The 18,293-nt window shown below is 71.9% G+C and carries 20 protein-coding genes; 12 read left to right on the top strand and 8 right to left on the bottom strand.

The window, feature by feature from the left end; all coding sequences use genetic code 11:
• Positions 1-98: 98 nt before the first annotated feature.
• From ACFUO4_RS25785 to ACFUO4_RS25765, 5 genes are all read left to right on the top strand, one after another.
• Positions 99-377: a polyprenyl synthetase gene (locus ACFUO4_RS25785; protein WP_383489782.1), complete on the top strand. Its 279-nt coding sequence runs from the start codon at positions 99-101 to the stop codon at positions 375-377.
• Entirely contained in the window at positions 367-1,422 is a 1,056-nt protein-coding gene (locus tag ACFUO4_RS25780; RefSeq protein WP_383488815.1) for a polyprenyl synthetase family protein, read from the top strand. Before ACFUO4_RS25785 ends, ACFUO4_RS25780 begins: the two co-directional genes overlap by 11 nt.
• 40 nt (positions 1,423-1,462) lie before the next feature.
• On the top strand, positions 1,463-2,626 hold the full coding sequence (locus tag ACFUO4_RS25775; protein ID WP_383488812.1) for an oxygenase MpaB family protein: 1,164 nt from the start codon (positions 1,463-1,465) through the stop codon (positions 2,624-2,626).
• 73 nt (positions 2,627-2,699) lie between these two features.
• A complete protein-coding gene (locus ACFUO4_RS25770; protein WP_383488809.1) occupies positions 2,700-3,284 on the top strand; it encodes a dihydrofolate reductase family protein in 585 nt (194 codons plus the stop codon).
• Positions 3,281-3,694: a VOC family protein gene (locus ACFUO4_RS25765; protein ID WP_383488806.1), complete on the top strand. Its 414-nt coding sequence runs from the start codon at positions 3,281-3,283 to the stop codon at positions 3,692-3,694. The genes ACFUO4_RS25770 and ACFUO4_RS25765 overlap by 4 nt, the downstream gene beginning before the upstream one ends.
• A gap of 52 nt (positions 3,695-3,746) precedes the next feature.
• Here the strand turns inward: ACFUO4_RS25765 and ACFUO4_RS25760 are convergent, their stop codons facing one another.
• Positions 3,747-4,538, bottom strand: a complete 792-nt coding sequence (locus ACFUO4_RS25760) for a class I SAM-dependent methyltransferase (protein ID WP_079310216.1) — start codon at positions 4,536-4,538, stop codon at positions 3,747-3,749.
• A 246-nt stretch (positions 4,539-4,784) separates the two neighbouring features.
• On the opposite strand from ACFUO4_RS25760, the gene ACFUO4_RS25755 reads away from it, so the two are divergent.
• Positions 4,785-5,957 carry an MFS transporter gene (locus tag ACFUO4_RS25755; RefSeq protein ID WP_383488803.1) on the top strand — a complete coding sequence of 391 codons (1,173 nt, stop codon included), beginning with the start codon at positions 4,785-4,787 and terminating at the stop codon, positions 5,955-5,957.
• A 214-nt stretch (positions 5,958-6,171) separates the two neighbouring features.
• Entirely contained in the window at positions 6,172-6,906 is a 735-nt protein-coding gene (locus tag ACFUO4_RS25750; protein ID WP_383489779.1) for a maleylpyruvate isomerase family mycothiol-dependent enzyme, read from the top strand.
• 40 nt (positions 6,907-6,946) lie between these two features.
• Here the strand turns inward: ACFUO4_RS25750 and ACFUO4_RS25745 are convergent, their stop codons facing one another.
• The gene (locus ACFUO4_RS25745; protein ID WP_383488800.1) at positions 6,947-7,342 is read right to left on the bottom strand and encodes a MarR family winged helix-turn-helix transcriptional regulator; all 396 of its coding nucleotides are present in this window, start codon (positions 7,340-7,342) and stop codon (positions 6,947-6,949) included.
• A gap of 84 nt (positions 7,343-7,426) precedes the next feature.
• Between ACFUO4_RS25745 and ACFUO4_RS25740 the strand changes: the two genes are divergently transcribed.
• Both ACFUO4_RS25740 and ACFUO4_RS25735 read left to right on the top strand, forming a co-directional pair.
• On the top strand, positions 7,427-8,914 hold the full coding sequence (locus ACFUO4_RS25740; protein ID WP_383488797.1) for an MFS transporter: 1,488 nt from the start codon (positions 7,427-7,429) through the stop codon (positions 8,912-8,914).
• Between the two features lie 71 nt (positions 8,915-8,985).
• Positions 8,986-9,300, top strand: coding sequence for a DUF6332 family protein (locus ACFUO4_RS25735; RefSeq protein WP_383488793.1), 315 nt, complete (start codon positions 8,986-8,988; stop codon positions 9,298-9,300).
• On the opposite strand, the gene ACFUO4_RS25730 is transcribed toward ACFUO4_RS25735, so the two are convergent.
• The 3 genes from ACFUO4_RS25730 to ACFUO4_RS25720 form a co-directional block, all read right to left on the bottom strand.
• Complete coding sequence (locus ACFUO4_RS25730; RefSeq protein WP_126270346.1) at positions 9,261-9,926, bottom strand: response regulator transcription factor; 666 nt, start codon at positions 9,924-9,926, stop codon at positions 9,261-9,263. The two genes, ACFUO4_RS25735 and ACFUO4_RS25730, sit on opposite strands and share 40 nt — an antisense overlap.
• Positions 9,923-11,158: a sensor histidine kinase gene (locus ACFUO4_RS25725; RefSeq protein ID WP_383488789.1), complete on the bottom strand. Its 1,236-nt coding sequence runs from the start codon at positions 11,156-11,158 to the stop codon at positions 9,923-9,925. The genes ACFUO4_RS25730 and ACFUO4_RS25725 overlap by 4 nt, the downstream gene beginning before the upstream one ends.
• Before the next feature lie 254 nt (positions 11,159-11,412).
• A complete protein-coding gene (locus tag ACFUO4_RS25720; RefSeq protein ID WP_383488786.1) occupies positions 11,413-12,123 on the bottom strand; it encodes a TetR/AcrR family transcriptional regulator in 711 nt (236 codons plus the stop codon).
• A gap of 169 nt (positions 12,124-12,292) precedes the next feature.
• On the opposite strand from ACFUO4_RS25720, the gene ACFUO4_RS25715 reads away from it, so the two are divergent.
• Entirely contained in the window at positions 12,293-12,748 is a 456-nt protein-coding gene (locus ACFUO4_RS25715) for a nitroreductase family deazaflavin-dependent oxidoreductase (RefSeq protein WP_079310220.1), read from the top strand.
• A 383-nt stretch (positions 12,749-13,131) separates the two neighbouring features.
• Here the strand turns inward: ACFUO4_RS25715 and ACFUO4_RS25710 are convergent, their stop codons facing one another.
• Positions 13,132-14,388 (bottom strand): geranylgeranyl reductase family protein, encoded by a 1,257-nt coding sequence (locus ACFUO4_RS25710; protein ID WP_383488782.1) that lies wholly within the window; start codon positions 14,386-14,388, stop codon positions 13,132-13,134.
• A gap of 132 nt (positions 14,389-14,520) precedes the next feature.
• On the opposite strand from ACFUO4_RS25710, the gene ACFUO4_RS25705 reads away from it, so the two are divergent.
• Positions 14,521-15,876, top strand: coding sequence for a dipeptidase (locus ACFUO4_RS25705; RefSeq protein WP_383488779.1), 1,356 nt, complete (start codon positions 14,521-14,523; stop codon positions 15,874-15,876).
• Entirely contained in the window at positions 15,873-16,892 is a 1,020-nt protein-coding gene (locus ACFUO4_RS25700) for a protein kinase family protein (RefSeq protein WP_383488776.1), read from the top strand. The genes ACFUO4_RS25705 and ACFUO4_RS25700 overlap by 4 nt, the downstream gene beginning before the upstream one ends.
• Positions 16,893-16,906: 14 nt before the next feature.
• On the opposite strand, the gene ACFUO4_RS25695 is transcribed toward ACFUO4_RS25700, so the two are convergent.
• On the bottom strand, positions 16,907-17,950 hold the full coding sequence (locus tag ACFUO4_RS25695; protein WP_079310222.1) for an NUDIX hydrolase: 1,044 nt from the start codon (positions 17,948-17,950) through the stop codon (positions 16,907-16,909).
• 138 nt (positions 17,951-18,088) lie between these two features.
• Complete coding sequence (locus ACFUO4_RS25690; RefSeq protein WP_079310223.1) at positions 18,089-18,280, bottom strand: hypothetical protein; 192 nt, start codon at positions 18,278-18,280, stop codon at positions 18,089-18,091.
• Between the last annotated feature and the right edge of the window lie 13 nt (positions 18,281-18,293).

The following is an 18,293-nucleotide window of genomic DNA, read 5'->3' as shown; positions in this document are numbered from 1 at the left end:
CGATCGTGAGTTCCTCCGGGCCGGCACCCGCTGTACGGCGATCCTCGAAGGGACGGGCGCGCGACCGGCGTCCGGAAGTCCGGCGGGTGGGGATGAAGTTGACGCGAGAAGCGGGACGCCGCGAGAGCCTCGACGCGCAAGCGTTACTCCTGGTGGCGGGGCTGGCCGACCTGGCCGTGAGCACGCTGGGGTCGGCCGTGGGCACGGTCCGGGGTCTGCTGCGGCGTTCGGACGCGGCGGAACTCGCCGCGCAGGCCGAGCAGGACCTCGTCGCGCGGGGACGCCTGGTGCTGGACCGGTACACGGCGGTGCCACCGGCCCACTTGGAGATCCTCGCCCAGCAGGCCCTGGCCCGGAAGAGCGCCGGTGAGGAGTGACCGCTGGGAACCGGCGGCGTTCAAGGCCCGCGTCGACGAGATGCTGAGCGGGTTCATGGCCGAGGAGGCGGACCGGTTCGCCGGGATCGACCCTCTGCTGGGCCCGGTGGCCGGGCAGTTGGAGGAGGCGGTGACGCACGGCAAGCGGCTGCGCGCGGCCTTCTGCTACTGGGGCTGGCGCGCCGTGGGGCAGCCGGACTCCGACGCGCTGGTGCGGGCGGCGGCGTCCATGGAACTGGTGCACTGCGCGGCGGTGGTCCACGACGACCTCATCGACGACAGCCCCCTGCGGCACGGGCGCCCCACGGCGCACATCGCCCTGCGGGACGTCGTACGGCATCGGCCGCACGCCCCGGCTGCCGCACGGTCGTTGGCGATGCTGGTGGGCGATCTGCTGATGGCGCTGGCGGGGCAGCTGTTCGCCACCAGTGGCCTGCCCGCCGCGTATCTCGCCCGCGCCCGGCCTCTGTGGTCGGTGATGGCCCGGGAGCTGATCGCGGGTGAGTGCCTGGAGATCCTGCGCACGGGAACCGGTCCGGACACCGACGTGTCGCTGAAGGTGATCCGCTACAAGACCGCCAAGTACACGGTGGAACACCCCCTGTTGATCGGCGGCGCCCTGGCCGGAGCCGGCACCCGGCTGCGCGAGGGCTACTCGTCGTACGGGCTGCCCCTGGGCGAGGCCTTCCAGCTCCGGGACGACCTGCTCGGCCTGTTCGGGGACCCGGCGCACACCGGCAAGGCCAACGGCGACGACCTGGCGGGCCGCCGGCCCACGGCCCTGCTGGCGGAGACCTGGCGCCTGGCCGGACCCGAGGACCGCGAACGCCTGCGCACCCTGCTGGGCCGGCCCGGTGCGGACACGGAAGCCCTGGACGACGTCCGCGGACTGATGCGGGCGCTGCGGGCGCCCGACCGTATCGAGGACATGATCAGCGCGCGGGTCGAGGAGTCGCTCGGCGCCCTCGACCAGCTCAATCTCCCGCCGCACGCCGCCACTGCGCTGACCGCGCTGGCGCGGTCGGCGACGAACCGCCTGTCCTGAAGCACCCCCGGGCACCCGCCGGACGACAAGGAGCATTGCCATGACCCGCACCGAGGCCTCGATGGACGCCCTGCGGCAGACCGGGGACGAACTCGCGGACGCCACCGTCGCCACGCTCTTCGAACGCGGCGAGGTGGGCACGTTCAACTCCCTGATGCGTTACGTCTCCACGGCCGGCGCTCCGCTGCCGGACGGGCTGCCCGAGGTCGCCCGCGAGTACCTCGACGCCACCCGCGTCCCGCCGGCCTGGGTGGACTGGTCGGAGATGGAGCGGGCCCGGCTGTTCTTCATCGACAACAACGTGCACATCTCCACGGCGCTGTCCTTCGCCTCCATGCCCGCCTGCTATGTCGTGCCGCATGTGGCGAGGCTGCTGTCGGCCACGCACGGCCTGAAGTACCCCGCCAAACGGATGGCGGAGACGGGCCAGTTCACCGTCCGCCTCATGCAGCCCGACGCCTTCGAGGCGGGCAGCCGCTTCATCCCGGCCGCCCAGAAGGTCCGCCTGCTGCACGCCTCCATCCGGCACCACCTGAGGCGCGAGAACCGCTGGGACGTCGACGCGTTGGGAGTGCCGATCTGTCAGGAGGACATGATCGGCGGCCAGATGTTCTTCTCCCTGCTCGTGCTGGACAGCCTGCACCGCCTCGGCATCCACATGTCCCAGGAGGGCGCGGAAGCCTACTACTACGCGTGGCGGGTGGTGGGAGCGATGCTCGGCGTGGATCAGGAGGCGGTCCCCAAGTCCCTTGAGGACGCCCGCCGGTTCCTCGACCTCTACATGATCCGGCACATGGGCCCGTCCGCGGAGGGCGCGCACCTGACCCGCCAACTCATCGACCTGTACGAGGAGATCGTCCCCGGCACGTTCTTCGACCCGATCGTCTCCGCGCTGATCCGCCATCTCATCGGCGACACCTGTGCCGACTGGCTGGAGGTGCCGCACACTCCGTGGGACACCGTGGTCAAGGCCGTACCCCGTCTCCTGGGCGTCCTGGAGTCGATCGAGGACCGCTCCCCGCTCGGCGCCTGGGCCCTGGACCGCCTCGGCCACCTGACCACGGTCTTCGAACTCTCCTCCCTGACCCGCGGCCGGGTCATGCACTACGCCATCCCCGAACACCTCAAGAAGGGCTACGGCGTCGCGGGCACCATCCCCCGCACCCGGCGCTGGGTCCCGCCGGTCGGCGTGTCGGGCCGATGAGTCTGCCGGTCGCCTGAAGTCTTCCGTTGGACAGCCCGCTCGCTCGGGGCCGCGCAGGGAGAGGAAGACCGGGATGAACAGTCCGATTCGGCTGTACATGTCGATGTCGCTCGACGGCTTTGTCGCCGGCCCGGACGACCGGCCGGGGCAGGAGCTCGGCCGGGACGGTGGGCGGCTCTTCAACTGGCTCGACGACCGGAAGTCCGACGGCCCGAGCGGCCAAGTCTACCGCGAGGCGCTGGCGACCGGCGCGGTGATCTCCGGCCGGCGCACCTTCGAACTCGCGGGGCGCTGGCAGGGCGATCACCACGACGGCGTGCCGATCTTCGTCCTCACGCGCCAGGTGGCGGACGGGGACGTCCCACCCGGCCACGCGCGCTTCGTCACCGATGTCGAGGACTGCGCGCGCGAGGCCCGCGCGGCCGCCGGGGGCCGGCCGGTCATGGTCCACGGGGCGGGCGCGGCGCAGGCACTGCTGCGCGCCGAGCAACTGGACGAGATGGAGATCCACCTGGTCCCGGTCCTCCTCGGGGAGGGGCGACGGCTGTTCGATCACCTGGGCGGCGATCACATCGAACTCGACCTCGTCCGACGCCTCGACGACCGGGACGTCACGCATCTGCGCTACCGGGTGCGGCGATCCGAGGAGGCCGCGTGAAGACGCTCTTCGTCTCCTACCGCGTCACCGACCTCGCCCGTTCGCTCGCGTTCTACACGGCCTTGGGCTATGCCGAACTGGGCCGGGTCGAACTCGGCGGCGGGGCTCGCCTCGTCCTCCTCAGCTTCCCCGGCGAACCGGCGGCGTCACTGGAACTGGTCCACCGTCCCGACGCCGGGCCGGTCGACGTGGGCACCGGTCTCGACCACCTCGCGATCCAGGTGGACATGCTCGCCGCCGCCTTGGACACGCTGACCGAAGCAGGGCTGCGGCCCGGACCCCTCCAGTACCCGGGCGGCCCGCAGGGCCCGAAGACCTCGTGGCTCACCGACCCGGACGGCTACCGGATCGAGTTGGTGGAGTGGCCGCCGGGACATCCCGACGGCATCACGGCGGCGGACTTCGCGTGAGTACCGGAGTGCCCGCCCCACGCTCCACGGCCGTCTCGGCAGCCCTCCCCACTCAGCCGGGCTTGACCGCCCGTGTCGCAAAGTAGTGCGACATGTACGCAGCGGATGCGTTGGACTGGTGCGGCGCCTCCGCGAAGCCGGTGAGGACGAAGCCCGCGGCGAGCTGCCCGCCGATCTGGTCGGTGAGGGTGTGGCTGTACTCGAGGGCGGCGTCCGCGCCGAACTTCGCGGCGCGTTCCTCGGCGGTGTACTGCGTGACATCGCTGTAGGGCAGCTTGTGCACGACGATCAGCTCGCCACGCTCGTCGAGCGCCTCGTGGTCGAACAGGTACGCATCCGGGTTGATGAAGCCCGCGAGCAGGGTTCCGCCCGGTCGCAGGACGCGGAAGCACTCACGCCACACCGCCGCCAGCTCCGGGACGAACAGATTGGAGACCGGATGGAACACGACGTCGAAGGCTGCGTCGCCGAAGGCGCTGAGGTCGCGCATGTCGCCGAGGACGGTGCGTAGCTCGAGTCCGTCGCGGGCCGCGACCATCTGGTCCTGGCCGAGCTGGCCGGGCGAGTTGTCGAAGACGGTGACCCGCGCCCCGGCAGCGGCGAGGATCGGCCCCTGCTGACCGCCGCCGGAGGCCAGGCACAACACGTCCTTGCCGGTCAGATCCGCCGGCAGCCAGGACCGGTCGACGGGCTCATGCCCGATGAGAACGATCGACCAGTCACCCCCGCGGGCCCGCTCGACCTCCTCGGCGCTCACCGGCCTCGACCACTCGATGCCCTCTTGGACGTACTTGTCCCAGGCGGCCCGATTGTGGGCAGCCGGGTCGACCCCCATGTCCTGCACGTTTCTCTCCCTGCTACGGCCAGGCGGACACCTGCGCCACTGACAGTCCGGTGCGCCAGCCAACACGATCACGGGGTGCGAACTCAACGAAATTAGGGGTCACCGAATGGCTCACAAGGCGACATGGCGGCGCACCGCGCGGACCGCCGCCCTCGCCCCGCTCACCCGAACACCCTTGCCCACAACCGAGCACACGCCTACCCTGATTTTGTGCCGCCAATAAACAAACCCCGAACGCACAACGCCGTGCCGGGCCACACCCCCTCCGACCTCAGCCGCCTCCGCACCGCCCTCACCGTCTTCTTCGCCCTGGACGGCTTCATCTTCGCCGGCTGGGTCGTGCGCATCCCCGACATCAAGGAACAGACGAACGCCTCCGCCACCACCCTCGGCCTCGCCCTCCTCGGCGTCTCCGCGGGCGCCGTCGTCACGATGATCCTCACCGGCCGCCTGTGCCGTCGCTACGGCAACCACCAGGTGACCGTCGTCTGCGCCGTCCTGCTCTGCCTCAGCGTTGCGCTCCCGCCCCTCACCCACTCCGCTCTCACGCTGGGCGCCGTACTCCTGGTGTTCGGCAGCGCGTACGGCGGGATCAACGTCGCCTTCAACAGCGCCGCGGTCGACCTGGTGCACACCCTGCGGCGCCCGATCATGCCCAGCTTCCACGCCGCCTTCAGCCTCGGCGGCATGGCCGGCGCCGGACTCGGCGCGCTGGTCGCGGGCGCGCTCTCGCCCACCCGGCACCTGCTCGGCCTCACCGCGCTCGGCCTCCTGGTCACCGCCGTCACCGGCCGCGTCCTCCTGCGCATCCCGCCCCCCGCCCCACCCCAGGACACCCCCCAGGCATCACCCCGAGCGCACCGGCCCCGCACCGGCACCCGCCCCCTCGTGCTGACCTTCGGACTGATCGCCCTCTGCACGGCCTACGGCGAGGGCGCCCTGGCCGACTGGAGCGCCCTGCATCTCAAACAGGACCTGGATGTCACCGCCGGCGTGGCCGCCGCCGGTTACTCCTGCTTCGCCCTCGCCATGACCCTCGGCCGCCTCACCGGCACGCGGCTGCTCGAACGGCTCGGCCAGACACGCACCCTCGTGGCCGGCGGGACCACCGCCGCGATCGGCATGCTGCTCGGCGCTCTCGCCCCCGCCCTGTGGATCGTGCTCGTCGGCTTCGTGATCACCGGGCTCGGGCTGGCCAACCTCTTCCCGGTCGCCATCGAACGCGCCGGCACGCTGGCCGGGCCCGACGGGGTGGCGATCGCCTCCACCCTCGGCTACGGCGGCATGCTCCTCGGGCCTCCCGCCATCGGCTTCATGGCCGACTGGTTCTCCCTGCCCCTCGCTCTCACGAGTGTGGCGGTGCTGGCCGCGACGGCAGCCGCCATCGCGCTCCTCGCCCATCGCGCGACGCAGCGCTGAGCGCGTGACCGGGCGCCTTCGTCGATCCCTAGATCCGTCGATCCGTAAGACCCGCAGACCCGCAGATCCGCAGATCCGTCGATCCGTGGATCCGTGGATCCGTGGATCCCTGGATCCCTGGACGATCACCCTCATCCCCCGCCCTCGGTACGACAGACTCACCCCCATGGACACCTCCATCGACACCTCCTCGGACGCACCCCTGGACGCCCCTCTGGACACCGCCCAGTTCATCCGCATCCTCGACCGGGAGGGCCGTCTGCTCGCCGACGCCGCGGAGCGGGCCGGCACCGACGCCAAGGTGCCCACCTGCCCGCAGTGGCAGGTGCGGGACCTGGTGCGGCACACCGGCGCGGTGCACCGCTGGGCCACCGGATACGTCGCCGAGGGGCACCCGTCCCGCCGCCCCCTCGGCGACGCGCCCGCCCTCGACGGCGCCGAACTTCTGGCCTGGTTCCGGGAGGGCCACGCGCACCTCGTGCGCACCCTCGCCTCGGCCGCCCCCGACCTGGAGTGCTGGCATTTCCTGCCCGCCCCGTCCCCGCTCGCGTTCTGGGCCCGCAGGCAGGCGCACGAGACGAGCGTGCACCGGTTCGACGCGGAGGCCGCCCGCGGTGGCACCCCGAGCGACCTGGATCCCCGGTTCGCGGCGGACGGCGTCGACGAACTGCTGCGCGGTTTCCACGCCCGCCCCAGGAGCCGGGTGCGCAGCGAGGAGCCGAGGGTATTGCGGGTGCGGGCGACGGACGTGGACGACGACGCCGTGTGGACCGTACGCCTGACGCAGGAGCCACCGGCGGCCGAGCGAGGCAAGACGGGGGACGCGGAGTGTGAGATCAGCGGGCCCGCGGCGCAGTTGTACCTGTCGCTGTGGAACCGGGTGCCGTTCCCGAGCGTGACCGGGGACGCCGCTCTCGCCGAGCTGTGGCGGAGGAACTCGGCCGTGTGACGCGAAGTCGCCTCCGGCTGAGCCCGAATGCCGTCGCGGCTCAGTCCGAGTTCAGCATCCGCGTCAACACCGCGCGCTGCACCGGCAGTACCTCGCCGTGCAGCGTGCGTCCCTTGTCCGTGAGGCCCACCCGGACGCCGCGCCGGTCCTCGGGGCACATGCCGCGCTCGACGAGCCCGTCCTTCTCCAGGCGGGCGATCAGCCGGGACAGCGCGCTCTGGCTGAGATGGATGCGGTCGGAGATCTCCTGGACGCGGTAGGAGCAGGCCCCGTCCTTCCCGCGCCCGTCGGCGAGTACGTCGAGGACCTCGAAGTCGCTGGCGCACAGGCCGTGTTGATGAAGGGCGCGGTCGAGTTCGCACTGGGTGCGCGCATGCAGCGCCAGGATGTCCCGCCACTGCTCCACGAGTGCCTGCTCGGCCTTCTTCGCCGCCATGGGCGCACCGTAGCAGAGAACAAGAATTATTGCACCGTAATTAAATGCGCTTGCATTCGATGCATACGCATGTAGTGTCCTCGCATGACCTCTCCGCTCACCACTCCCGCGTCCGAAGGGCGCTGGACCCCCCGGCTGTGGGGCACCCTGCTGGTGCTCTGCGCCGCGATGTTCCTGGACGCGCTGGATGTGTCGATGGTCGGCGTCGCCCTGCCGTCCATCGGTGCCGACCTCGGCCTGTCCACCTCGACCCTGCAATGGATCGTCAGCGGCTACATCCTGGGGTACGGCGGTCTGCTGCTCCTCGGCGGCCGCGCCGCCGACCTGCTGGGCCGCCGCCAGGTCTTCCTGGTCGCCCTCGCCGTCTTCGCGCTCGCGTCGCTGCTCGGCGGGCTCGTGGACTCCGGACCGCTGCTGATCGCCAGCCGCTTCGTCAAGGGCCTGAGCGCCGCGTTCACCGCGCCCGCCGGCCTGTCCATCATCACCACGACCTTCGCCGAAGGCCCGCTGCGCAACCGCGCCCTGTCGATCTACACCACCTGCGGCGCCACCGGTTACTCGATGGGTCTGGTCTTCTCCGGTCTGCTGACGGAGGCCAGTTGGCGGTACACGATGCTGCTGCCCGCGCCCGTCGCGCTCATCGCCCTCGTCGTCGGCCTGAAGCTGCTGCCGCGCACCGAACGCGAGAAGAACCGCGGCGGCTACGACATCCCGGGCGCCGTTCTCGGCACCGCCTCGATGCTGCTGCTGGTGTTCACCGTCGTCCAGGCGGCCGAAGTCGGCTGGGGCTCCGCCCGAACCATCCTGTCCTTCCTGGCGGTTGCCGCTCTCCTCACCGCCTTCGTGGCCGTGGAACGACGCAGCGCCAGCCCGCTCGTCCGGCTCGGCGTCCTGCGCTCCGGCCCTCAAGTCCGGGCCCAGCTCGGTGCGTTGACCTTCCTCGGCAGCTACATCGGCTTCCAGTTCCTGGTCACGCTGTACATGCAGCAGCTGCTCGGCTGGTCGGCGCTGCACACGGCCCTGGCCTTCCTGCCGGCGGGCGCGCTCGTGGCGCTCTCCGCGACGAAGGTGGGCACCGTCATCGACCGCTTCGGCACCCCGCGGCTGATCGTGCTCGGCTTCGCGCTGATGGTCGTCGGCTATCTGCTGTTCCTGCGCATCGACCTCGACCCGGTCTACGCGTCGGTGATCCTGCCGACCATGCTGCTCGTCGGCGCGGCCTTCGCACTGACCTTCCCCTCCCTCAACGTCCAGGCCACGAACGGCGTCGATGAACACGAGCAGGGCATGGTCTCCGGTCTGCTCAACACCTCGGTGCAGGTGGGCGGCGCACTGTTCCTGGCCGTGGTGACGGCGGTGCTGACGGCCAACGCCCCGGACGACCCTGCCGCTTCCCGGCAGGAGATCCTCGACGGGTATCTGCCCGGCCTTGTCGTGGTCACCGGCATCGCGGTCGCGGGCCTGCTGATCTCCCTCACGGGCCTGCGCGCCCGTCGCCCGCGGCAGCCGTCCGTGGTCGTCGCCAAGTCCCTCGCCCAGGAGGAGACGGAGCGCGTCGCCGTACGCGACTAGCCGTGCCTTTCCGAACTGCGCCCGGCGGAGCCCGCTTGCTCCGCCGGGCGCACCCCTGTGAGACTCGTCGTATGACCGCATACGGGGGACGGCCGGACCAGGCCAGGCGCGACGCGATCACCGTCGAGATCGGATACGCCCTGTTCAGCGCGGCGTTCGCGGCGGCGGTGCTGTTCGGGGCGGTCGCGGGACCGGCGTTGCTCTTCGACCTGCCGGACACGCTGGAGAAGGCGCTGATCCGCCTCGGGCTCGGGATCGCTCCCGTGCTGTTCGCGGCCCGGGTCATCAGCGTGCTGCTCCGCTTCCGCGAGGACACCGCCCCGCCGCCCGCCGCACCGCAGACGACTCAGCCCAGCCAGCCCGGCCGCACCAACCCCGACTCGTAGGCCAGCACCACGAGTTGGGCCCGGTCGCGGGCCCCCAGCTTCACCATCGTCCGACTGACGTGGGTCTTCGCGGTGAGCGGGCTGACCACCAGACGCCGGGCGATCTCCTCGTTGGACAGCCCGATACCGACGAGCGCCATCACCTCACGCTCCCGTTCCGTGAGCCCCGCCAGGGCGCCCTCGGCCGCGGGCTCCTTGGAACGCGCCGCGAACTCGGCGATCAGCCGCCGCGTCACCCCCGGCGACAGCAGCGCATCGCCCTCCACCACCGCCCGTACGGCGCGCAGGAGTTCCTCCGGTTCGGTGTCCTTGACCAGAAAGCCGGAGGCGCCCGAACGGATCGCCTCGAAGACGTACTCGTCGAGCTCGAAGGTCGTCAGCATGACCACCTTCACGTCCGGCAGGTCGCCGTCGCCGGTGATCCCGCGGGTCGCCGCGAGGCCGTCCAGCACCGGCATGCGGATGTCCATCAGGACGACATCGGGGCGCAGTTCGCGAACCATCCGCAGCGCCTCCTCGCCGTCCGACGCCTCCCCGGCCACCTCGATGTCCGGCTGCGCGTCGAGCAGCGCACGGAACCCGGCCCGTACGAGTGACTGGTCGTCGGCGAGCAGTACGCGGATCACCGGTCGTCCTCCTTGGCCTTGACCTGCAACGGCAGTACGGCGAGCACCCGGAAGCCCCCGTCGGGCCGCGGTCCCGCCTCGATCGTGCCACCCAGCGCGGCGGCCCGCTCCCGCATTCCGGCCAGCCCGTTCCCGCTGCCGCCCGCGTCGGTGCCGGTCGCGGGCCCGTCGTCGTCGATCCGCAGCCGTAGCGTCGTACCGTCGCCGGAATCGACGTGCACGCGCGCGTGCCGCGATCCCGAGTGCCGTACGACATTGGTGAGGGCCTCCTGGACGATGCGGAACGCGGCGAGGTCCGTGCCCGGCGGCAGCTTGGGTGCCGTCCCCTCGACCGCCACGGTCAGGCCCGCGCTCGCGGCCTGTTCCACCAGCTCGGGGAGGCGGTCGAGGCCGGGCGCGGGCGCGCGGGGCGCGTCGCCGGGCGTGCGCAGGGTGTCGAGGACCTGGCGGACCTCACCCAGCGCTTCCTTGCTGGCGGCCTTGATGGTGGTGAGGGCGGTGCGGGCCTGCTCGGGGTCGCTGTCGAGGAGGGCGAGGCCGACCCCGGCCTGCACATTGATCACGGAGATGCTGTGGGCGAGGACGTCGTGCAGCTCGCGCGCGATCCGCAACCGCTCCTCGCCGGCCCGCCGCCGCGCCGCCTGCGCCCGCTCGGCCCGCTCCCGCCCCCACTGCTCCCGCCGGGTCCTGGCCAGCTCCGCCACCGCGACGATCGCGACGGCCCAGGCCGCGACCACACCCTCCGACCCCCAGGCGGCGGCCTGGTCCCCGGACGGCGGCAGCCACTGGTAGAGCCAGTGGGCCACCAGCGCCTGCCCGACCCAGAGCAGGCCGAGGGCGGTCCAGGCGGCCGTACGGTGCCCGGCGACGACGGCACTGAAGCAGGCCACCGCGACGGCCACGAAGACGGGTCCGTACGGATAGCCGGCACCGAGATACAGCATGGTGGCGGCCGCCGTGCCGAACACGACGACCACCGGGTACCGGTGCCGCCACAGCAGCAGCCCGGCCGCCACGACGAGCAGCACGCGCGCGAAGGTGTCGAGCGAGGCCCGGTCGTCCACCTGCTGCTCGGCCGCGAAGCGCGAGCCGCCGAGCACGAAGGCGGTGATCAGCACGGTGGAGCGCCAGGGCCACCGGGTGACGGCGTCCTCGTCTCCCCACCGGTTCCGCCACGGCGGCCCGTGCCGCCACCACGAGGGCGGACCTCCGCGTACGCGCTGCTCGTCCATGTCCGCCACGCTAGACGCCACCACGCGCGCGGGGCGTCAGCCGGGCGAGGTGATCACACGTACTCCCGGCGAAGTACGTCGCCGTCCCCGGTCGGCACCGGGCGCGGAGCTGCCGCCGTCACCCCCGGTTCCGGTGGCGCCACGACGGCCCGCACTTGCGAGGAATGACAGCGCGAGACGCGCCACAGTCACGAAACCGGCTCCAACGCGGAGGGCCGGGAGGCGGCGTAGTCGGCGGGAGTGGGGTGTGGTCTCTACTCGCCGTACACCAGGCCCACCCCATGGGCGAGTTGGCCCACCGCGTGCCGGAAGAACGTCGACCGGTCCTCCACCACCCGGTTGAACTGCCCGAAGAGCTCGAAGCCGATCAGTCCGTACAGCTGGGCCCAGGCCGCCACGAGCGTGGTGACCGTCTCCGGCGGGAGGTCGGGGGCGAGGTCGGCGGTCATGCGCTCGGCCTCGGGGCGCAGTTCGGCGGGCAGCCGGGGCTTGGCGAGGCCGCGGCCCTGGTACGCCTCGCGCGTGATGCCGATCAGGAGGAGCCCGACGCGGGAGGCGGCCGGGACGGTCGCCTGGGGCGCGCTGTACCCGGGGACCGGGGAGCCGTAGATCAGCGCGTACTCGTGCGGATTCCCCAGCGCCCACTCGCGTGCCGCCTCGCAGACCGCCACCCAGCGCTGCGCGGGCGCGGCCCCGGCCGTCTTCTGGTGCGCCGCCTCCGCGCTCTCGCCGAGGGAGTTGTAGGCGTCGATGATGAGCGCGGTGAGCAGGTCGTCGCGGCTCGGGAAGTAGCGGTAGAGCGCGGAGGAGACCATGCCGAGCTCACGCGCCACGGCCCGCAGCGAGAGCTTGGCGGCGCCGTCGACCGCGAGCTGTCTGCGTGCCTCGTCCTTGATGGCCGCGGTGACCTCGATGCGGGCGCGCGCTCGGGCGCCGCGGGGGGTGTTGTCGTCTGCGGGGCTCATACGGCCCAGTGTCCCATGAAGAGAGAGCGGTGCACACAAACGTGAGCGCCGATACGAAGAGAGAGCGCCTGCTCTTGCTTTGGAGCACCCATCCGGTGCAGACTGAGCACCAAGAGAGAGCACTGCTCACAAACGTGAGCGTCGCTCCACCGTAACCCCTGGGGGCCCCATGTCCGCGTCCACGCACGTCAAGAAGCCCGGCTGGTTCACCGTCAACGTCTTCAACCGCTTCGTGGCCTGGCTGACCCGCCGCGGCCTCAGCGTCTGGGGCTCCCGGGTCCTCGCCGTGCGCGGTCGCAAGAGCGGCGAGTGGCGGACCACCCCCGTGAACCTGCTGACCGTCGACGGACAGCAGTACCTCCTCGCCCCGCGTGGCCACGTCCAGTGGACGCACAACATGCGGGCGGCCGGCGGCGGGGAGCTGCGCCTGGGCAAGAACGTGGACGTGTTCACCGCGACGGAGGTCGCCGACGACGACAAGGTCCCGCTGCTGCGCGCCTACCTCAAGCGCTGGAAGGCCGAGGTCGGCGTCTTCTTCAACGGGGTCGGCCCGGACTCCCCCGACGCCGACCTGCGCCGCATCGCCCCGGACCACCCGGTCTTCCGGATCACGATCACGAACTGACACCGGCCGGCGCGGCTGACACCACACCCGGCACCTCACTCCACTGCGGGCCGCCGCACGACACGGAGGGACACCCACCTCCAGCCGACGCTACAGCCCACCGCCGGACGCCACGCCCCCCAGACCAACACCCCACGACACCTGTGCCCACGGCCCCACCGCCCGGTACCACGCCCTGCCCCCGAGCGCCGCGCACCGCACCCCGAAGCCCCGGCGGCAGGCCACCGCTCCTCTTCACCCCAGACGCCTCACGGCGCCGGCCGACGCTCCCCCCGCCGGCCGGCGCCGGCGCCACTGGCCGACGCTCCCCCGCCCGCCGCCGCCCGCGCCACCAGCCGCCCCCGTGCCACCAGTCGCCCCGCGCCACCCATGGCCCCCGCGCGTCAGGAACGCGCCTCGCCGTCGGCCGGAGGCGCCTGCTCCGCAAGCCCCGCCCGACGGTCCAGCGCCGCCAGCGCCCGCTGCGCCATCGGACGCCCCCGCACGAGCTCCCCCAACGACGTCGACCCGCGGGTGATCTCCATGAACGCCCGCCAGGCCGGCCGGAACCCGGTCAGCGCGGCATGGAACAGCCCCGGCCGGCGCTCGAACGCCAGCAGCAGCCGCTTGCCGACGCTCATCTCCACGCCGAGGCCCGCCTTGATCGCGAAGGCGTAGTTCAGGGCCTGGCGCCGGGTGTCCACGGCGTCATGCGCCTCGGCGATCCGCACGGCCCACTCCCCCGCGAGCCGCCCCGACCGCAGCGCGAAGGAGATGCCTTCGCGGGTCCAGGGCTCCAACAAGCCCGCCGCGTCGCCGCACACCAGCACCCGCCCCCGCGACAGCGGGGAGTCGTCGGCACGGCAGCGGGTCAAGTGCCCGGAGGAGATGCTCGGTTCGAAGCCGGCGAGGCCGAGCCGGGCGATGAAGTCCTCCAAGTACCGTTTGGTGGCGGCGCCTTCACCGCGCGCGGAGATGACCCCGACCGTCAGCGTGTCCCCCTTGGGGAACACCCAGCCGTAGCTGCCCGGCATCGGCCCCCAGTCGATGAGCACCCGGCCCGCCCAGTCCTCGGCCACCGTCTCCGGCACCGGGATCTCCGCCTCCAGGCCGAGATCGACCTGGTCCAGCTTCACCCCGACATGAGCTCCTATGCGACTGGCACTGCCGTCGGCGCCGACCACCGCGTGCGCGAGCACCGTCTCGCCGCCCTGGAGGACGACCGCGACCGTGCGCCGGTCGGGCACCGCCGAGCCGTGCTGTTCGACCCGCTGGACGGTGACTCCCGTCCGCAGCTCGGCGCCCGCCTTCTGCGCGTGCTCGACGAGCTGCTGGTCGAACTCGGGCCTGTTGATCAGGCCGAACAGCATCTGCTTGGAGCGGCGGGTGCGGGTGAAGCGGCCGTTGTGCGAGAACGTCACCGCGTACACCCGGTCCCGGAAGGGCAGCTCGAAGCCCGGCGGCAGGGCGTCCCGGGAGGGTCCGATGATGCCGCCGCCGCACGTCTTGTAGCGGGGCAGCTCCGCCTTCTCCAGCAACAGCACACGCCGCCCGGCGACAGCCGCCGCGTAGGCGGCCGAGGCCCCCGCGGGCCCCGCGCCCACCACGACGACGTCCCACACCTGCCGCGCGTCGTCCGCCGAAGAGTTCTCGCTGGTCACGATGGTCTACTGCTCCGATCAAGCCGCTTGCCGCTGCTGCCTTGTGCATCCTACGACCGCCATCGCCGCAGGCCGCTGTGGGAGGATCTCCGTACCCATACGTACAACGTCGCACCTACAAGGAGCGTGCCCATGTCGTCGAATCCGGTCGCCGAGACCGTCGCCTCACTGATGCCCCGGGCGAAGGCGGAACTCACCGAACTGGTGGCGTTCAAGTCGGTGGCGGACTTCGACCAGTTCCCGAAGAGCGAGAGCGAGGGCGCGGCCCGCTGGGTCGCGGACGCGCTCACCGCCGAGGGGTTCCAGGACGTGGCGCTGCTCGACACCCCGGACGGCACCCAGTCGGTGTACGGCTACCTGCCCGGCCCCGAGGGCGCGAAGACGGTCCTGCTGTACGCGCACTACGACGTGCAGCCGCCGCTGGACGAGTCGGCGTGGACGACGCCGCCGTTCGAGCTGACCGAGCGCGACGGCCGCTGGTACGGGCGCGGTGCCGCCGACTGCAAGGGCGGCGTGATCATGCACCTGCTGGCCCTGCGCGCGCTGAAGGCCAACGGCGGTGTGCCGGTGCACGTCAAGGTGATCGCCGAGGGCTCGGAGGAGATGGGCACGGGCGGTCTGGAGCGGTACGCCGAGGACCACCCGGACCTGCTGGAGGCCGACACCATCGTGATCGGCGACGCGGGCAACTTCCGCGTGGGCCTGCCGACGGTGACGACGACGCTGCGGGGCATGACCCTGGTCCGGGTCCAGGTCGACACCCTCGCGGGCAACCTGCACTCCGGCCAGTTCGGCGGCGCGGCGCCCGACGCGCTGGCCGCGCTGATCCGCGTACTGGACTCGCTGCGCGCCGAGGACGGTTCGACGACGGTGGACGGGCTCGCCCCCGGGGCGGCGTGGGAGGGGCTGCAGTACGACGAGGAGCAGTTCCGGCAGGACGCCAAGGTGCTGAAGGGTGTGGAGCTGATCGGTTCCGGCACGGTCGCCGACCGCATCTGGTCCCGCCCGGCCGTCACCGTCCTCGGCATCGACTGCCCGCCGGTCGTCGGCGCCACCCCGTCCGTGCAGGCGGGCGCCCGGGCGCTGGTGAGCCTGCGGGTGCCGCCGGGCGTGGACGCCGCCGAGGCGACGAAGCTGCTCCAGGCCCACCTGGAGACGCGTACGCCGTGGGGCGCCCGGGTGCGCACCGAGCAGGTCGGCCAGGGCCAGCCCTTCAGCGCCGACCCGACCAGCCCGGCGTACACGGCGATGGCCGAGGCGATGTCGGTGGCCTACCCGGGCCAGGAGATGCAGTACGCGGGCCAGGGCGGCTCCATCCCGCTGTGCAACACGCTCGCCGCCCTCTACCCGGGTGCGGAGATCCTCCTGATCGGCCTGAGCGAGCCGGAGGCGCAGATCCACGCGGTCAACGAGAGCGTCTCTCCTGAGGAGTTGGAGCGGCTGTCGGTGGCGGAGGCCCTGTTCCTGCGGAACTACGCGGCGATGTGAACCGCCTGACGGCACACTCCGACATCGGCATGTCCCTGGCCCGCCTCGACGACCACGACCTCAGCGGTCTGGTGGCGTCGGGGCGGCCGCTGGGCACCGGGATCGGCGGCCGGGCCACACTGGTCGAGGTGGCGGGCAGACCGGTGTTCGTGAAACGGGTGCCGCTCACCGACGTGGAACGGCACCCGAACCACGTACGGTCGACGGCGAACGTCCTGGGCGTGCCCCTCTACTGCCACTACGGTTTCGGCAGTCCGGGGTTCGGCGCCTGGCGCGAACTGGCCGTGCACACGATGACGACCGACTGGGTGCTGTCCGGCAAGTACACGGGCTTCCCGCTCATGCATCACTGGCGGGTACTGCCCGACACGCCCCAGCCGCTGCCGGCCGAACTCGCCGACGTGGAGCGGACGGTGGCGTACTGGGGCCCGGGGGTGCGCGACCGCGTCGAAGGGCTGCGGACGGCGTCCGCGAGCCTGACGCTGTTCCTGGAGCATGTGCCGTACACCCTGCACGACTGGTTGGACGCCCAGTTGCGCACCAGCCAGGCCGACCGCGCGTGCTCCCTGGTGGAGCGGGGCCTGCGGGCGGTCACCGACTTTCTGCACGCGCGCGAACTGCTGCATTTCGACGCCCACTTCAAGAACATCCTCACCGACGGCCGGCAGCTCTATCTGACCGACTACGGCCTCTCCCTCTCGGCCCGCTTCCACCTCGCCCCGCACGAGCGGAACTTCTTCACCAGGCACCGGCACTACGACCGCGCCTACACGGCCAGCTACCTCGTGAACTGGCTCACCGTGGCGCTGCACGGCTACGGCCCGGACGACCGCCGGGCGTTCATCGAGGCCTGCGCCGAGGGCATGCGGCCCAGGGGCATCCCCCGGGCCGCGGCGAGCATCCTGGTCCGGCACGCGCGTGTGGCGTCCTTGATGGGCGACTTCAACCGCCGCTTCCAGCAGGAGAGCAGGACCACGCCGTACCCGACGGAAGAGCTGAGACTCGCAAGCGCCTGATGCGTGAGTCCCCGCTAACCCACCGGAATCCCGGCCTCCAGGTACAGCGCGGCTCCGCGCTCCCGTGCTCGCAGCGCCCAGCGCAGCCGCTCGTAGCGGACGGGGGGCAGCAGTTCGGCGGCCTCCTCCTCGCTGACGAAGCGCCATTCGCGCAGTTCGGGCCCGGGCAGCAGGAGTTGACCGGCCTCGGCGGCGTCGAGCCGGCCGCCGTCGAAGAGGAGGCGCAGACCGCCGTATCCGGGAGGCACGGGCTGTTCCCAGTCGACGACCAGCAGGCGCGGTACGTCGTCCAGCTCGATCCCGGTCTCCTCGGCGACCTCGCGCATGCCCGCGCGCGCGGGAGCCTCCCCGGGTTCGACGACACCGCCGGGGAACTCCCAGCCGGGCTTGTAGGTGGGGTCGACGAGCAGCACGCGGTCCTGCTCGTCGAAGAGGAGGACGCCGGCGGCGACGGTCTCGGCGGTCGGCTCGGGGGTCTGCACGATGTCGCAGACGGGCACGGCACCGGAGCCGACGGCCTCGGCGATCCGGACGGCCGTCTCGTACGGGGTGAGGGCGCTGGTGTCGACGAGATGGGCGTCGGCGGTGAGCCAGGAGGCGAGGGCGGTGCGGTACGGCTCGATGTGGTCGTACGACCGCTGCCGTACCCGTATCTCGCCGTCCGGGAGGTCGGGCGGGATCTCCCGCCCCGCTATTCGCTCGCGCAGGATCGTTTCAGCCGGGGCGAGCAGGAGGTGCTGGACGGTGATGCGGCGGGCGGCGAGGCCACCGAAGATCTCGTCGCGGTACTCCTGGCGCAGCAGGGTCATGGGGACCACGAGGGTCCCGCCGAGCTCGGTGAGCAGGGCGGCCGCCGTGTCGATCACGAGCCGGCGCCAGATCGGCAGGTCCTGGAAGTCGCCGACCTCGGCGAGGCGCTTGGGCGGGAGCAGGTGCGTGAGCGCCCCGCCGACGACCTCGGGGTCGAAGAGCGTGCTGTTCGGGATCAGTTCGATCAGTTCCCGTGCGGTGGCGGTCTTCCCCGCACCGAACGCGCCGTTGATCCAAACGACGGTCACGGTTCCCCCTCTTCTGTTGGCCCCCTGAGGCTTGCCCGCTCCACCCCGGCACGGAAACCAGCCCCAGTTGAGGGCCCTGGTACGACGGTGCCGACGCCCCCTGCGGCAGGGGGCGCCGGCACCGTGGTCCCGCGCTCGTCAGTCGTTCTGGCCGAGGGCGTTCTTGTCCACGGCCAGGCTGTCGCTGGCGATCGTGTGGTCGAGGGTGCTAAGGGTCTTTTCGACGTCGAGGTCGGTGAGGTTGTCGCCGACCGCGTGGGACGGGGTGATGGCGGCGACGACGAAACCGGTGGCCAGGGAGGCGATGGCAGCCATGGTGCGCTTCTTCATGCCCCGTTCAACT

Origin of the sequence: Streptomyces sp. NPDC057280, from assembly GCF_042668605.1 — a bacterium.
Taxonomy (GTDB): Bacteria; Actinomycetota; Actinomycetes; order Streptomycetales; family Streptomycetaceae; genus Streptomyces.
Note: the sequence above shows the minus strand (reverse complement) of the source record. Positions and strands in the feature narration are given on the sequence as shown.

Excerpts from the sequence above, each read along its gene's own strand:
- ACFUO4_RS25735 (WP_383488793.1), top strand. The coding sequence starts at position 8,986 with ATGACCGCATACGGGGGACGGCCGGACCAGGCCAGGCGCGACGCGATC.
- ACFUO4_RS25770 (WP_383488809.1), top strand. The coding sequence starts at position 2,700 with ATGAACAGTCCGATTCGGCTGTACATGTCGATGTCGCTCGACGGCTTT.
- ACFUO4_RS25690 (WP_079310223.1), bottom strand. The coding sequence starts at position 18,280 with ATGAAGAAGCGCACCATGGCTGCCATCGCCTCCCTGGCCACCGGTTTC.
- ACFUO4_RS25745 (WP_383488800.1), bottom strand. The coding sequence starts at position 7,342 with ATGGCGGCGAAGAAGGCCGAGCAGGCACTCGTGGAGCAGTGGCGGGAC.
- ACFUO4_RS25715 (WP_079310220.1), top strand. The coding sequence starts at position 12,293 with ATGTCCGCGTCCACGCACGTCAAGAAGCCCGGCTGGTTCACCGTCAAC.
- ACFUO4_RS25705 (WP_383488779.1), top strand. The coding sequence starts at position 14,521 with ATGTCGTCGAATCCGGTCGCCGAGACCGTCGCCTCACTGATGCCCCGG.
- ACFUO4_RS25740 (WP_383488797.1), top strand. The coding sequence starts at position 7,427 with ATGACCTCTCCGCTCACCACTCCCGCGTCCGAAGGGCGCTGGACCCCC.
- ACFUO4_RS25725 (WP_383488789.1), bottom strand. The coding sequence starts at position 11,158 with ATGGACGAGCAGCGCGTACGCGGAGGTCCGCCCTCGTGGTGGCGGCAC.
- ACFUO4_RS25775 (WP_383488812.1), top strand. The coding sequence starts at position 1,463 with ATGACCCGCACCGAGGCCTCGATGGACGCCCTGCGGCAGACCGGGGAC.
- ACFUO4_RS25720 (WP_383488786.1), bottom strand. The coding sequence starts at position 12,123 with ATGAGCCCCGCAGACGACAACACCCCCCGCGGCGCCCGAGCGCGCGCC.